Origin of the sequence: Bordetella genomosp. 6, from assembly GCF_002119705.1 — a bacterium.
Lineage (GTDB): Bacteria > Pseudomonadota > Gammaproteobacteria > Burkholderiales > Burkholderiaceae_B > Bordetella > Bordetella bronchiseptica_F.
Map to the genome: position 1 here is coordinate 4534148 of NZ_CP021107.1, position 14066 is coordinate 4548213.

The 14066-nt window shown below is 66.9% G+C and carries 14 protein-coding genes; 2 read left to right on the top strand and 12 right to left on the bottom strand.

All coding sequences use genetic code 11. The features are described from left to right. Nucleotides 1-107: 107 nt before the first annotated feature. The gene (locus CAL11_RS21320; protein WP_086094174.1) at nt 108-890 is read left to right on the top strand and encodes an SDR family oxidoreductase; all 783 of its coding nucleotides are present in this window, start codon (nt 108-110) and stop codon (nt 888-890) included. Further along, nucleotides 887-2857: an FAD-dependent oxidoreductase gene (locus tag CAL11_RS21325; protein WP_086094175.1), complete on the top strand. Its 1971-nt coding sequence runs from the start codon at nt 887-889 to the stop codon at nt 2855-2857. The genes CAL11_RS21320 and CAL11_RS21325 overlap by 4 nt, the downstream gene beginning before the upstream one ends. Nucleotides 2858-2871: 14 nt before the next feature. On the opposite strand, the gene CAL11_RS21330 is transcribed toward CAL11_RS21325, so the two are convergent. The 12 genes from CAL11_RS21330 to CAL11_RS21385 all read right to left on the bottom strand — a co-directional run bounded on the left by CAL11_RS21330 (nt 2872) and on the right by CAL11_RS21385 (nt 14049). Beyond that, nucleotides 2872-3591 carry an ABC transporter ATP-binding protein gene (locus CAL11_RS21330; protein WP_086094176.1) on the bottom strand — a complete coding sequence of 240 codons (720 nt, stop codon included), beginning with the start codon at nt 3589-3591 and terminating at the stop codon, nt 2872-2874. Continuing rightward, nucleotides 3581-4330, bottom strand: coding sequence for an ABC transporter ATP-binding protein (locus CAL11_RS21335; RefSeq protein WP_086094177.1), 750 nt, complete (start codon nt 4328-4330; stop codon nt 3581-3583). Before CAL11_RS21335 ends, CAL11_RS21330 begins: the two co-directional genes overlap by 11 nt. A 9-nt stretch (nt 4331-4339) precedes the next feature. After that, complete coding sequence (locus CAL11_RS21340) at nt 4340-5236, bottom strand: branched-chain amino acid ABC transporter permease (protein WP_033462855.1); 897 nt, start codon at nt 5234-5236, stop codon at nt 4340-4342. Next, nucleotides 5229-6104, bottom strand: coding sequence for a branched-chain amino acid ABC transporter permease (locus tag CAL11_RS21345; RefSeq protein WP_086094178.1), 876 nt, complete (start codon nt 6102-6104; stop codon nt 5229-5231). Before CAL11_RS21345 ends, CAL11_RS21340 begins: the two co-directional genes overlap by 8 nt. A gap of 16 nt (nt 6105-6120) precedes the next feature. Then, nucleotides 6121-7290, bottom strand: a complete 1170-nt coding sequence (locus tag CAL11_RS21350; RefSeq protein WP_033462859.1) for an ABC transporter substrate-binding protein — start codon at nt 7288-7290, stop codon at nt 6121-6123. Nucleotides 7291-7445: 155 nt separating this feature from the next. After that, nucleotides 7446-8219, bottom strand: a complete 774-nt coding sequence (locus CAL11_RS21355) for an enoyl-CoA hydratase/isomerase family protein (RefSeq protein ID WP_086094179.1) — start codon at nt 8217-8219, stop codon at nt 7446-7448. A 34-nt stretch (nt 8220-8253) separates the two neighbouring features. Next, the gene (locus CAL11_RS21360) at nt 8254-8937 is read right to left on the bottom strand and encodes a nitroreductase (RefSeq protein ID WP_086094180.1); all 684 of its coding nucleotides are present in this window, start codon (nt 8935-8937) and stop codon (nt 8254-8256) included. Between the two features lie 19 nt (nt 8938-8956). Further along, nucleotides 8957-9379, bottom strand: coding sequence for a YybH family protein (locus CAL11_RS21365; protein WP_086094181.1), 423 nt, complete (start codon nt 9377-9379; stop codon nt 8957-8959). Nucleotides 9380-9389: 10 nt separating this feature from the next. Next, nucleotides 9390-10364 carry a Bug family tripartite tricarboxylate transporter substrate binding protein gene (locus CAL11_RS21370; RefSeq protein ID WP_086094182.1) on the bottom strand — a complete coding sequence of 325 codons (975 nt, stop codon included), beginning with the start codon at nt 10362-10364 and terminating at the stop codon, nt 9390-9392. A gap of 10 nt (nt 10365-10374) precedes the next feature. Then, entirely contained in the window at nt 10375-11550 is a 1176-nt protein-coding gene (locus CAL11_RS21375) for a CaiB/BaiF CoA transferase family protein (RefSeq protein WP_086094183.1), read from the bottom strand. A gap of 1 nt (nt 11551) precedes the next feature. Beyond that, on the bottom strand, nt 11552-12790 hold the full coding sequence (locus CAL11_RS21380; protein WP_086094184.1) for a CaiB/BaiF CoA transferase family protein: 1239 nt from the start codon (nt 12788-12790) through the stop codon (nt 11552-11554). Nucleotides 12791-12882: 92 nt separating this feature from the next. Further along, nucleotides 12883-14049: an acyl-CoA dehydrogenase family protein gene (locus CAL11_RS21385; RefSeq protein WP_086094185.1), complete on the bottom strand. Its 1167-nt coding sequence runs from the start codon at nt 14047-14049 to the stop codon at nt 12883-12885. Nucleotides 14050-14066 lie beyond the last annotated feature (17 nt).

The window sequence follows — 14066 nt, forward strand, 5'->3', positions numbered from 1 at the left end:
GCCGCATGGCGCTTGCGGCCGTCTCCCGAAGTACGGAACACAAGGCGCGCGTACATTGATAATCGTCCGCGCCGCCGATCTAATCCCCGGATACCAGGGAGAAAGACATGGACATGAAAATCGCAGGGCAACGCGTACTGATCACCGGCGCCTCGCAGGGCATCGGCGCCGGCCTGGCGCAAGCCTTCGCGGCCGAAGGCTGCCACCTCGCGCTGACCGCCCGTTCGGCCGACAAGCTGCAGGCGCTCGCGGAAGACTTGCGCGCCCGCCACGGCGTGCAGGTGGACGTACTGGCGCTGGACATGACGCAACCGGGCGCGGTCGACAAGGTTGCCGCCTTCGCGGGCGATGTCGACGTGCTGGTGAACAACGCCGGCGCCATTCCCGGCGGCGACCTGTGGGACGTGGACGCGCAGGCCTGGCGCCAGGGCTGGGAACTGAAAGTGTTCGGCTACATCGATCTGGCGCGGGCAATCTACCCGCGCATGAAGGCCCGCGGCCACGGCGTCATCCTCAACAACATCGGCAACGGCGGCCAGAACCCCGACTTCAACTACATCGCCGGCTCGACCGGCAATGCCGCGCTGATGGCGTTTACCTGCGCCCTGGGCGGCCGCAGCCTGGAAGACGGCATCCGGGTCATCGGCGTCAACCCCGGACCGGTGGCCACCGAGCGCATCGCCAAGGTCCTGCGCAGCCACGCCGCCCGGCTGCTGGGCGACGAACAGCGCTCGGACGAACTGCTGGCCGGCTATCCGCTGGGCCGCACCGCCACCGTCGCGGAGGTCGCCGACCTGTTCGTCTACCTGGCGTCGCCGCGTTCGGCCTATACCAGCGGAACCATCGTGACCATAGACGGCGGCATTTCGTCCAAGCGATCCGTGGCATGAGCACGTATCGACGCATTTTCTCGCCGCTGCGCATCGGCGGCGTCGAGATTCCCAACCGGATCGTGCGCACCGCGCACGCCACCCGGCTGGCCCAGGGCTACGTCAATGACGATCTGATCGCCTACCACCTGGAACGGGCCAAGGGCGGCGCCGGGCTTTCCATTCTCGAAAGCACGTCGGTCCACCCTTCGTCCACGTTCTCCCTGACCGCCGCCGACGACGGCGCGATCGCCCCCATGCGCCGCCTGGCCGACGCGATCGCGCCCACCGGCATGAAACTGTTCACGCAGCTCTGGCACGGCGGCTACACCGACCCGGCCGCCGACGGCGGCCTGCCCTGGGCGGTCGGCGCGCTGCCCGGGCGCTACTCGGTAGCGCCGCCGATCCCGATGACGACAGAACAGATCGGCGAACTGGTCGAGGCCTACGGCAAGGCGGCGGCCCGCATGCAGGCGGCCGGCCTGGATGGCGTGGAAGTGCTGGCCGGCGCCGGCTACCTGTTTTCGCAGTTCTTCTCGCCGGTGCTCAACCGGCGCGACGACGCCTACGGCGGCAGCTTCGACAACCGCATCCGGGCGCTGCTGGAAACGCTGCGCGCCATCCGCAAGGCGACCTCGCCCGATTTCGCCGTGGGCGTGCGCATCGGCGGCAGCACCGACGCCCGCATCCTCTCCACCGACGACGTCAACGCCATCGCCTTGCGCGCCCAGGCCGAAGGCCTGATCGACTTCGTGAACATCACGCATGGCGACTACTACTTCCACGTCGAGCGCTATGCCGGCATGGACCGCCCGGTCGGCTACCAGTTGCCCGCCAGCGACCGCGTCAGCGAGGGCCTCACCGTGCCGCGCATCATCGTGGGCCGCTACGCTACGCTGGACGATGCCGAGCAGGCCCTCAAGGAAGGCCATGCCGAGATGATCAGCATCGTGCGCGGCATGATCGCGGACCCAATGCTGGTGGCCAAGGCCCGTGACGGCCGGGGCACCGAAGTGCGCCCCTGCATCAGCTGCAACCAGGGCTGTATCGGCGGCGTGTTCACCGGCCGCATGCGCTGCGCGGTGAACGCCGTGGTCGGCGACGAGCACCGGCTGGCCGAGGACCGCATCGTCGCGGCCGCGCAGCCTCGCAAGGTCGTGGTCGTCGGCGGCGGCGTGGCCGGCATGGAGGCCGCGCGGGTGGCCCGGCTCATGGGCCATCGCGTCACCCTGATAGAGGCCACCTCGGACCTGGGCGGCCTGCTCAACTACGCCAGGCACCTGCCCAAGCTGCACCTGATCGGCGACATCGCCATCTGGCTGGAAAGCGAGATCTATCGCCTTGGCGTGGACGTGCGGCTTGCGACCTACGTGGAAGCCGACGAAGTCCTGGCCGAACAGCCCGACGTCGTCATCGTCGCGACCGGCTCGCAACCCGCCGACGCCGGCGAATTCCGCCAGACGGCCGACCCGGCCGCGTCGCTGGCCATCGCGCCGGAGGCGCGCGTGCTGACCTCGTTCGAGCTGAGCATGGAAAGCCGCGGCGATTTCGGCAAGACCGCGCTGGTGTTCGACGACGTCGGGCATTACGAAGCCATAGGCTGCTGCGAAGCGCTGATCGAGGCCGGCGCCGAGGTCACCTATGTGACGCGCCACCAGATGTTCGCTCCCGCCGTCGAAGGCACAGGGCGCACGCAGGCGGCCCTGCAGCGCTTCTACAAGGCGGGCAATTTCCGCATCGTGACGCAGTCGGCGCTGGTATCGATCGATCGCGGCAGCGCGCGGATACGCTCCCTGTATGGCGAGCGGACCGAGACCGTCGCCGCCGACACGGTCGTGCTGGCCGGCTACCGGCAGTCGCAGAACGACGTCTGGGAAGCGCTGCGCGGGCGCGTGCCGCAGCTGCATATCGTGGGCGACGCCCTGTCGGCGCGCGACATCCAGCCCGCGATCCGCGAGGGCCACCTCGCGGCCCGGTCCATCACCTGAGCCGCGGCCAGGCCTCAAAGGCCCAGATATGCCTTCTTGATATCCGGGTCGTTGAGGAACACCTCGGCGGGGCCGTGCTTGACGACCGTCCCCGACTCCAGCACGTAGCTGTAGTCGCTCACGCGCAACGCGACCTCGGCGTTCTGCTCCACCAGCAATACGGTCACGCCCTGCTGGTTGATGTCGCGCACCACTTTGCTGATGACATTGACGAAGGCCGGCGCCAGGCCGATCGTGGGCTCGTCCAGCAACAGCATGCTGGGCGCGCTCATCAGCGCGCGGGCGACCGCCACCATCTGCTGCTGCCCGCCGGACAGCGAGTTCGCCGGGCTGGGCAGCTTGGCCTCGAGGTCGGGAAAGTAATGCAGGCAGGTCGCCAGCAGCTCGGCCTTCCTGCGCGCGTCGTCGATCCGGTAGGCGCCCATCTCGAGGTTCTCGCGCACCGTCATGCTGCCGAACAGCCGCCGGCCCTCGGGCACCAGCGCCACGCCATGCCCGAGAATCACATTGGGCTCGCGGTTGGCCAGCGGCTTGCCGCCATAGTGGATCTCGCCCCCGGCCACCTTGACCAGCCCAGTGATGGCCTTGATCAGCGTCGACTTGCCGGCGCCGTTGGCGCCGATCAGGCTGACGATGGTGCCGCCCGTGACCTCCAGGTCCACATCGATGATGGCGGGAACGGTCCCGTAGCTGACCGACAGCTTGCGCACCGTCAACGTATTTTCAGAGGCCATGCGCTTCCCCCAGGTAAGCCTTGAGCACCGTCTCGCTGGCCTTCACCTCGTCCGGCGTGCCGCTGAAGATGATTTCCCCATGGTGCAGGACGTAGATTCGATCGCAGATATTCATCACCGCGCGCATATTGTGCTCGACCAGCAGAATCGACATGGCGTACTCGGACTTGAGCCGCCGGTAGACACCGAGCGTCTCGGCCACCTCGGTCTGGTTCAACCCGGTCAGCGGCTCGTCCAGGCACAGCAGGGACGGCCGCGCCGCGAATGCCATGGCCATGCTCACCAGGCGCTGCAGGCCGTGCGGCAGGTTGCGGGCGATGTCGTTCTCGTGGCCGGCCAGGCCGAACAGCGCAATCGCCTGCGCGATGACCTGCTCCTGCTCGCTTGCCGCCACGCGGCCGGTGCGCCGGCCGCCCAGGCAGCCGATGAGCACGTTGTCGCGCACGGACATGGACGGCAGGTAGCTGCCGTGCTGGAAGGTGCGCACCAGGCCCTGCTTGCTGATGCGTTCCGGCTTGGCCTTCGACATGTCGGCGCCGGCGATCTCCAGGCTGCCCGAAGTGGGCTTGAGAAAGCCAGAAAGCAGGTTGAACGTCGTGCTCTTTCCCGCCCCGTTGGGGCCGATCAGGCCGACGATCTCCCCCTGCGCGATCCGGATGTCGACGCCGGACACCGCCAGCAGGCCCTTGAACTGCTTGGAAAGATTCTGCCCCGTGAGCAGCATTGATCCTGTCTGCATGCGGTCCTCTCAGCGACTCTTGAACAGGCCCATCAGGCCCTTGGGCATGAACAGCACCGACACGATGATGGCCAGGCCGTAGAGAATATGCTCGTTGCCTCCAAGGGTCTGCGCATAGCTGGCGATGCCCACGAGCAGCACGGCCCCGATGACGGGCCCCAGCGGGCTGTCCTCGCCGCCCACCTTGAGGTAGGCCAGCGCGAAGGTGGAGAGCATGAAGCCGAAGTCCAGCGGACTAATGACGTTGCTCGCGTAGGCGTGCACCGAGCCGGCCAGGCCGGCCACCGCCGACGCGACGGCAAAGCACAGCACCTTGGTCATGAATACCGGAATGCCCAGGCTGCGCACCACGTTCTCGTTGTCGCGGATGGCGACGAATACCTTGCCCAGGTTCGAGCGTTCCACGAACAGCAATGCCAGGATCAGCACGAAGCACAGCACCGTCGCGAAATAGTGGTAGTGCGCTTCGAGCCAGATCGGCGGAAAAATGCCCACCAGGCCCGAGTTTCCGCCCAGCACGTCGGTGCGGGTGTACAGAATCCGCAAGGCCTCGGTGAACGCGAAGCCGATCAGCAGGAAGTACGGCCCCTTCACCTTGAGCGTGATGCAGCCGAACACCACGCTCACCGCCAGCGCGAGCAGCGCGCTCAGCGCCAGGGTCAGGAAGAACGGCAGATCCAGGAAATTGACGATATAGCCGGTGCAGTACGCGCCTATACCGAAGAACGCCGCCGTGGCGAAATTCAGCTCGCCGATCAGCAGCACGAAGCGCAGGCTGGTCGCCATGACGGCGGCGACGCTCATCCACACTACCAGGTTGCCGATATAGCCGCTGCCCAGGGCGATGCAGCCGACCAGCGCCGCGGCGATGAGCAGGATGAATACGAGGTCTTTGCTTTTAGTCATTGCCGAAGAACCCCTTGGGCTTGATCAGCAGTACCAGCATCACGATGACGAAGATGGTCAGGTTGGCCGCCGAAGGGTCGAAGTAAAACCCGATGAATGATTCCAGAAGCGCGATAAGCAGACTGCCGAAGATGGCTCCGACAATGCTGCCCATCCCGCCCACCACCACGGCGATGAACCCCTTGACCAGGTACGAATCGCCCAGCGTGGGCGTGACCGCCGCCACCGGCGCGATCAGCATGCCGGCGATGGCCGCCACGCCGGTCGCGATCAGGAAACCATAGAGCGCGATCTTGCGGTAGGCGATACCCTGCAGCATCGCCGCCTCGTGGTCGATGGCCACGGCGCGCAGCGCCTTGCCGAACTTGGTGCTTCTGAGCAGCGCGATGATGAGGGTCGTCAGCGCCACGGCAAACACGAACAGCACCAGGCGCTGTTTCGAGACCGACAGGCCCAGCAGGTCGACGTTGCCGTCGATCAGCGCGGGAACGGGACGCACCGCTCCGCCGAAGATCTCGAGCATGAGGCCCTCGAAGAACAGCACCAGGCCCGCCGACAGGATGAAGGAGCCGATCATGTCGCGCTCCAGCCGCTTGAAGCCGAACTGGTAGAGCACCAGGCCGAACAGCAGGCAGGCCGCCAGTCCGGCCAGGCCCGCGAGCAGGTAGACCACGAAGGGATTACCCACATGCGGGGCCAGCCAGGAAAGCCCCAGCGACAACACCAGTGCCGAAAAGGTGAAGAACTGGCCGTGAGCGAAGTTCACGACCTTGAGCACGCCGAAGATGATCGTCAGCCCGAGCGAAAAAAGGATGTAAACCGAGCTGATCTGCAGCGCCGTGAACAGCAACTGGAGGTTGTCCTGCATGAGCGTGGCTCCTGGCTTATTTGTGCACGCGGCCGACTTCCTTCAGCGTGGTCCCAGATATCTGGGTGATGATGACGGGAAGCTGCATCTGCTGGTCGCTGCCATAGACGCTCTTGCCACCGAAATCAACCTCGCCGAAGAAGGACTGGAACTTGACGTCGGGCATGGCCTTGGCGACCTGTTCCGGATCCACGCTCTGGGCCTTTTCCATCGCCGCCTTGATCGCGTACACCGCGTCGTAGAAGCCGATCTGCACCGAATTGATGTTCTCGCCGGTGACTTTCTTCACGCCGTCGTTCAGCTCTTTCTGATGCGCGCTCAGACCATCCACGGCCACCGCGGCGCCCAGGTACGTGCCGTCGACCGCGTCCTTGCCGGTCGCCAGCAAGCCATCGGCCCCGGTGCCCACTTCCACCACCTTCACGCCGTTCCAGCCCAGGGCTTTCAATTCCCGGAACACCAGGCCGGCATCGGCCGGCGGCGTGGAGGCCAGGTCGACCAGGTCTGGCTTGAGGGAATTCAGCTTGGCGGCAATGGGCTGGAACTCGCTGGTGCCGCGCTCATACCAATCGCTTACCAGTACTTTCACGCCATTCTTTTCCCACGCGGCCTTGGCCACCTTCTCGGTTTCCTGGCCCGTCGCGTCGTTGGGGTTGAGCAGCGCCACGGTCTTGATTTCCGGGTGCAGCTTCTTGACGTGCGCGATCATGGGCTCGGAGATTTCATTGACCGAGTTCATCTGCGTAAAGGTCAGCGGAAACTTCGGCCCTTTGATGGAATTGCCCCAGGCCGCGGTGAACAGCAGCACTCCCCTGCGCTCGGTCAGCGACTGCAGGGCGCGCACCGGCGCCACGCCGATGCTGCCCGCCACGTACTTCACGCCGTCGCGCGACACCAGCGCCTGCGCCACCTTGGCGCCTTCGGCGGCGTTGTATTTGTTGTCGTAGCCGATGCACTCGAAGTCGTAGACCTTGCCCTGGACCTTGACGCCACCCGCGGCCTTGATCTCTTCGGCCGCCTTCGCGCACAGCCACTCGGAGCCCTTGCCCCAGTTGGCGCCGGCGCCGGACAGGGGAATCGACATCCCCAGCTTGATGGTCTCCGCGTGGCTCAAGCTGGCGGCCGCCAGCATGGCGATCGCGAAACCGCTCTTGAGCGTTACCGCAAGGTGAAACGATGTTTTCATGATGTCTCCTTCGGAAGGGCTCGTGAAGGCTAAGCCGCCTGGCCCGTACGCATTAGATGCGTGGAGACAGAACCCGGTCAATGCGGACCGCGCGGTTGTTCCGTACCCTGGAAACGCGCGCCGGGCGCGACATCATGGCGGCATCGCGGCCGCTCTCAGCCGTCCTTCCGGCCCGCGGCAAAGTGCGTCACGCCGGTCTCCAGCGACGGCGACTGGGTTCGATAGCGATGCTGCATCCAGCGTTCGTGGCGCAATCCATCGGACAGCGGAAGTTCCATGGACTTGCGCGCCATCTCCTTCATCGACGCCAGCGCCAGGGCGTCGGCACGGGCGATTTCACTGGCCAGCTCCAGCGTGGCGCGCTCCAGTTGTTCGGCGGGCACGGCCCGCGCCGCCAGGCCAAATTCGCAAGCCTGCGCTCCCGTCATGCGCCGACCCGTCACCAGGTAGTACATCGCCCGCTGCAGGCCCAGCTTGCGCGGCAACCGCTGCGAACTGCCGCCGCTGGGCAACAGATTGCGGCGGATATGCTCATCGCCCAGCTCGGCCTGGGCATCCGCGATCATCAGGTCGCAGGCCAGCGCCAGCTCGAAGCCTCCCGCCATCGCATAGCCGTTGATGCTGGCCACGACGATCTGCGGCGCCGACTCCAGCCGTTCATAGGTATCCTGCATCAGGTCCTGGTGGCGCATATGGGCCGCGCGGTCGGCCAGCACCCCGCCGGCCAGCCACTTGAGATCGTTGCCCGCGCAGAACGCCCGCCCCTGGCCGCGAATGACCAGCACCTTCACGTCAGCGGCCGCGCCGCACTCGCGCACCGCATCGTTGAGCGCTTGCAGCGTCGGCCCATCCAGGGCGTTCATCCGCTCGGGGCGGTTCAGCGTCAGGCGCCGCACATGGGGCGCGGGATTGTCGATCAACAATGTCATGCTCGGTTCTCCGGCGTCACCGCCATCGGATGGGTCAAACCATGCGCAGGATGTCGTCCAGCTCCGCGCGTTCGGTACGGTACCCATTGGCGGGATGCGCGTGGTCCGCGTAGCCGAACGAAATCCCGCACACCACGGCGCGCCCTTCGTCCAGGCCGAAATACCGCCGAATGAATCCCGACTGCATCGCCAGCGCCGCCTGCGGCGTGGTCGCGACACCGTGGGCGTGGGCGGCCAGCAGGAAGGCGCTGACAAAGCCGCCCACGTCCACCGCGCCATACGCGCCCAGTTCCCGCGCGACCGTGACGATCGCCACATGGGGCGCACCGAACAGGCGGAAATTCTCGAAAGACTGGCTTGCGCGGCGCGCCTTGTCGTGCCGCTCGATGCCCAGCGCCTCGTAGAGCTGCAGGCCCGACCTGCGCCGCCGCTCCAGGTGGACGCCCCGGTACTCGGCCGGAAACGGAAAGTCGGAATCCAGTCCGGGGTGCTGGCGCGCCTGCTCCATCAAGGCCGCGCGGAAACGGTCCGTGCTCTGGCCCGACGCAACCACCAGTTGCCAGGGCTGGGTGTTGCACCACGAGGCGGTGCGGCGCGCCACATCGACGATGCCGCGGATCACCGCCTCCGGAACCTGGCGCGGCAGATAGGCGCGGCAGGTGAAGCGTCCGGCGCTCAGGCGCTTCAGTACTTCGATGTCGGCGTGGCCTGTAGTCATGAATGCGACTCCCGGCGGATCAGTCCCGGCCCAGCGGCGGCGCCGCCGGTTCGGAGGAGAAGTGGTGCTCCAGGATGCGCCAGCGGCCCGCCTCCCGCCGCAGCACCAGGGTGGCGCGCAGGGTCGAACGCGTCCGCGCCTGGTCGGCCAGCGTGAACGCGAAGCACACCATGCCCTGGGCCAGCACGCAGTCCTCGCCGAGCACGCGCAGCGCCGTCTCCGACAGCGTCATGCCGCCGGCCAGGATCACGCCGTCGTAGGTGGCGAAGTAGGACCGTATGGCCGCGCGCCCCACGTAGTGGCCGGGGCGCCCGCCAAACAGCAGGCCGTCCTCGCAATACGTGGCGGCCAGGCCGTCGGCGTCCCAGTTCGCGCCCGCGCGGTTCCATTCGGCGCATACCTCGTCCAGCGCGGGCTGGGCGATATCGGAAAGGTTGGCCACGCGCGCCTCCTCAGTTCTTCGCCGCGCCGGCCGTGCTCATCAGCTTGCGCCATTTCTCCAGCTCTCCCGGGCCGGCCGCCTTGGCGGTCGCGGCGTCCTGGATGTCCACCTCCAGGCCCTGCTGCTGGCACAAGTCCTTGAACTCGGTCGTGCGGGCCGCCGCGGTGATGCCGGCGGACAGTTTGTCGACGACGGCCTGGGGCGTGCCGCGCGGCACGAATATCCAGATCGGCGACGCCGTCTCGTAGCCGGGATAGCCCGCCTCGGCCACCGTCGGCACATCGGGCAGGCTTTGCGAGCGCTGCAAGGTGGTCACCGCCAGGGGACGCAGGCGGCCGCCCTTGATCAGCGGCAGCACCGTGGACATGCCGTTGAAGCTGAGGTCGATCTGCCCCGATGCGGCGTCCAGCGCCACCTGGCCCGGCGCCTTGTACGGAATATGGCTGAGCTTGACCTTCGTCATGTCCTCGAACAGCGTCGCCGCCAGGTGCGAGGTCGTGCCGTTGCCGGATGAACCGTAGGTAATGATGCCCGGCTTCTTCCTCGCGGCGTCGATCACGTCGCCCAGGGTCTTGTACGGCGAATTCGTCGACACCGAGATCACCAGCGCCGAGTTGGCGACGCGGGCGACCGGCTCGAAGTCCTCGACGGCATCGTAGGGCGTCTTCATCACCAGTTGATTGGTGTAGTGCTGCGCATAGGTGGCCAGCAAGGTATGTCCGTCTGGCGTCGCCTTGGCCACGGACTCCGTGCCTATCATGCCGCTGGCGCCGGCCTTGTTCTCGACCACCACCGGTACGTTCCATGCCTTGCCCATGCTGGCGGCGATCTGGCGTGCGGTCAGGTCCGTGCCCGACCCCACGCCGGTCGGCACGATGATGCGCACGGGCTTGCCGTCGGGGAAATCCGCTCCCATGGCGGGGCTGGCCAGCACAGCCAGCGCGGCCAGCGCCGCGGCGCCGAAGAATGTGGGCGCAAACGTCATGATCGTCTCCTTAGATAAAGGTCTGCCTTTCCTGGTATGCGAGGATTTGCTCGTCGGGCAGCCAGCCGCGCAGCGCGGCGACGGCATTGCCGGTATCGGGCGGCGCGGGCGGTTCGGGCCGCGCCGCCGGGGTGCGCGAAAAGCGCGGTCCCGGCGCGGGATGGACGACCCCCTCGATGTCGACCAGCGTGCCGCGCGCGCGGATATGCGGATGCGCGCGCGCTTCGTCGAAATCCAGCACCGGCGCCAGGCAGGCGTCCGATGCCCCCAGGATTTCGGTCCATTCGTCGCGCGTGCGTTCCCTGAACCGTGCCGCCAGCACCTGCTTTGCTTCGGGCCACGCGGCGCGGTCCATTTGCTTCTGCAGCAGCGGATGGTCCTGCAGCTGCAGTTTCTCCAGCAACAGCCGGTAGAACTTGTCCTCGATCGGCGCCACCGACACATACTTGCCGTCCGCGCACTCGTACACCTCATAGCAGGGCGCGCCCGTATCGACCAGGTTGGTGCCGCGCTGCTTGCCGTGCATGCCCGCGCCATGCATGCCCATGATCACCGTCATGAGCGACGCCACGCCATCCACCATGGCGGCATCGACCACCTGGCCCTGGCCCGAACCGCGCGCCTCCAGTATGCCGGCCAGCAGGCCGAAGGCCAGGTACAGCGATCCGCCCGCGTAATCGCCCAGCACATTGAGCGGCGGCGTGGGCGCCTGCCCGGCCCGGCCCATGGCATGCAGGGCGCCCGTGATGGAGATGTAGTTCAGATCGTGCCCCGCCATCCTGGCCAGCGGCCCGTCCTGCCCCCAGCCCGTCACCCGGCCATAGACCAGCCGCGGGTTGCGGGCCAGGCACACGTCCGGCCCCAGCCCCAGGCGCTCCATCACCCCCGGGCGAAAGCCCTCGATCAGGGCGTCGGCCTGGCCGAGCAATTCCAGCACCATCCCGACGGCGGCCGGGTCCTTGAGATCGACGCGGATGGACTTGCGGTTGCGCAGCCCCAGGTCGAACCGCACCGGGCGCGGCGCCCCCAGTCCCGATGGCTGCTTGCGGTCCACGCGGATCACCGTGGCGCCCAGGTCGGCGAGGAACATGGCGGCCAGCGGCCCCGGGCCGATGCCCGCGATCTCGACCACCTTCACGCCGGCAAGCGGGCCGGGACGGCGGCCGGCCATCGCAGCATCGCCCATCTCAGATCACCCCTTCGCTGCGCAGCTGGTCGAGCCGGGCATCGGACAGCTTGAGCAAGCCCTGGTAGATCTCGTGGTTGGATGCCCCGAGTTCCTGGGCGGGTTGCCCGAACTTCGACGGCGTGCCGGAAAACTGGATCGGCAGGCCCATGCCCATGGCGTCGATATTGGCCAGGCCCGGGTGCTCCAGCTTGACCACCGCGCCGCGTTGCCGCAATGCCGGATCCCGCAGCACCTCCTGGGGGGAGCGCACCGGCGCGGCCGGCACGCCCCGCTTTTCCTGCAACTCGTGCATGACTTCGGCGCTGGTATGGCGGCGCGTCCAGTCTTCGATCATGGCGTTGAGCTCGGCCGCGTGCTTCATCCGCGGCCCGCGCGTGGCATAGCGCGGATCCTCGGCCAGCTCGGGCTTGCCGATGGCCTGCATGAGACTGCGGAACCAGTCCGGCTGGAAGGCCACCATCGCCACATGGCCGTCGGAGGTGCCATAGACCCCGAACGGCACCAGCCGGTCATGGAAATTGCCCGAGCGCTTGGGATAACCGTGCTCCATGAACACGTCGAAGTGCTCCTCGGCGACCAGCGAGGCCAGGCAATCGAGCATCGATACCTGCACGCACTGCCCCTCGCCCGTCTTGCCGCGATGGATCAGCGCGGCAAGAATCCCGTTTACCGCGTACAGGGGCGCGACCATGTCGGCAATCGGCAGCGCCCAGCGCGTGGGCGGGCCATCGGGCACGCCGGTCACGTCCATGATGCCCGAGAGCGCCTGCACGATGATGTCCATGCCCTTGAGCTTGGGATACGGGCTGGGCTCGCCGAAGGCCTTGACCGAAGCGTAGACGATCTTCGGGTTGGCCTTGCGCACGCTCTCGTAGTCCACGCCCAGGCGGGCCGTGGTGCCCTCGCTGGCGTTCTCGATCAGGACATCGCACTCCTTGGCCAGCTCCATGAAGAGCGCCCGGCCCTGCTCGGTCTTCAGGTTCAAGGTGACGCTTTTCTTGTTGCGCGCACGGTTGAGCGTGGTCAGGGACACCTCGTCCTCGTGCCTGACGCCGAAGTGGATGCCGTCCTTGCCGACATAGGGCGGATTGTTGCGCGCGATGTCGCCGCCGCCCGGCGATTCGACCCGGATCACTTCGGCGCCCAGGCCGCCCAGCAGCAGCGAGCCCAACGGGCCGGCCAGCGCCACGGTCAAATCAAGAACGCGTATACCTTCCAAAGGTCCTGTTACTGCCATGGCCGTCTCCTCAAGCCCTGCGCGGTCGCGTCCCTGCCATCGAAGGCCGGGTTGGCGCCGCAACCATTATCGGGAACATCCGCCTCCGCCGGTCAGTACGACTTGGGCAGCCCCAGCTTGCGCTCGGCGATGTTCGACAAGACCAGCTGCGGCGAAACAGGCGCGATGTAGCCGATCCAGGCCTCGCGCATGAAACGCTCCACGTGGTACTCCTTCGCATATCCGTAGCCGCCGTGCGTCAGGATCGAGTTCTGGCACGCTTGCATGCAGGCCTCGGACGCCAGCAGCTTGGCCGCATTGGCCTCCGACCCGCAGGACTCCCCGCGGTCGTACAGGTCCGCCGCGGCGAGCATCATGTGATTGGCGGCCTCCAGCTCGGCCCAGCTGCGCGCCAGGGGATGCTGGATTCCCTGGTTCTTGCCGATGGGACGGCCGAACACCACGCGCTCCTTGGCATACTGCGTGGCCAGCTTCAGCACGGCGCGGCCCATGCCGACCTGCTCCGCCGCCACCAGGACGCGCTCGGCGTTCATGCCGTGGAAGATATAGGACAACCCCTTGCCCTCTTCGCCGATCAGCGCGTCCTTGGCCACCGGCAGGTTGTCGATGAACAACTCGTTCGTATCCACCGCCCCCCGGCCCAGCTTGTCGATCTCCCGGATGTCGACGTACTTGCGATCCAGTTTGGTGTAGAACAGGCTCAGCCCTTCGCTGTGCTTCTTCACCTCCTCGATCGGCGTCGTGCGGGCCAGGATCAGCATGTGATCGGCCACCTGCGCGGTCGAGATGAAGACTTTCTTCCCTGTGATCAGGTAGCTGCCGTCGGGCTGCTTCCTGGCCACGGTCTTCAGCTTGGTCGTGTCCAGGCCGGGGTCGGGCTCGGTGACGGCGAAGCACGCCTTGTGTTCGCCGCGGCCGAAGGGCGGCAGCCAGGCCTGCTTCTGCGCCTGCGTGGCGAAATGCACCACCGGCTGCAGGCCGAAAATGTTCATGTGGATGCTCGAAGCCGCGGCCTGCCCGCCGCACTCGGCCACCACGCGCATGAACAGCGCGGCCTCGGTCACGCCCAGGTTCGCCCCGCCCACCTCCTCCGGCATGCAGATCCCCAGCCAGCCGCCGCTGGCGACGGCCTCGAAGAACTCATGGGGAAATTCATGCTTCTTGTCCTTTTCGCGCCAGTACGAATGGGGGAAATCCGCGCAGATCTTCTCCGCCGCGTCGACGATGGCCTGCTGCTCCTCGCTGAGCTGATAATTCATGCTGCTTCTCCTTGTGG

Bases quoted from the DNA above. Each gene is read 5' to 3' on its own strand.
- CAL11_RS21360 (WP_086094180.1), bottom strand. From the start codon at position 8,937: ATGACTACAGGCCACGCCGACATCGAAGTACTGAAGCGCCTGAGCGCC.
- CAL11_RS21350 (WP_033462859.1), bottom strand. From the start codon at position 7,290: ATGAAAACATCGTTTCACCTTGCGGTAACGCTCAAGAGCGGTTTCGCG.
- CAL11_RS21380 (WP_086094184.1), bottom strand. From the start codon at position 12,790: ATGGCAGTAACAGGACCTTTGGAAGGTATACGCGTTCTTGATTTGACC.
- CAL11_RS21370 (WP_086094182.1), bottom strand. From the start codon at position 10,364: ATGACGTTTGCGCCCACATTCTTCGGCGCCGCGGCGCTGGCCGCGCTG.
- CAL11_RS21375 (WP_086094183.1), bottom strand. From the start codon at position 11,550: ATGGGCGATGCTGCGATGGCCGGCCGCCGTCCCGGCCCGCTTGCCGGC.
- CAL11_RS21325 (WP_086094175.1), top strand. From the start codon at position 887: ATGAGCACGTATCGACGCATTTTCTCGCCGCTGCGCATCGGCGGCGTC.
- CAL11_RS21355 (WP_086094179.1), bottom strand. From the start codon at position 8,219: ATGACATTGTTGATCGACAATCCCGCGCCCCATGTGCGGCGCCTGACG.
- CAL11_RS21335 (WP_086094177.1), bottom strand. From the start codon at position 4,330: ATGCAGACAGGATCAATGCTGCTCACGGGGCAGAATCTTTCCAAGCAG.
- CAL11_RS21320 (WP_086094174.1), top strand. From the start codon at position 108: ATGGACATGAAAATCGCAGGGCAACGCGTACTGATCACCGGCGCCTCG.
- CAL11_RS21330 (WP_086094176.1), bottom strand. From the start codon at position 3,591: ATGGCCTCTGAAAATACGTTGACGGTGCGCAAGCTGTCGGTCAGCTAC.
- CAL11_RS21385 (WP_086094185.1), bottom strand. From the start codon at position 14,049: ATGAATTATCAGCTCAGCGAGGAGCAGCAGGCCATCGTCGACGCGGCG.
- CAL11_RS21340 (WP_033462855.1), bottom strand. From the start codon at position 5,236: ATGACTAAAAGCAAAGACCTCGTATTCATCCTGCTCATCGCCGCGGCG.
- CAL11_RS21345 (WP_086094178.1), bottom strand. From the start codon at position 6,104: ATGCAGGACAACCTCCAGTTGCTGTTCACGGCGCTGCAGATCAGCTCG.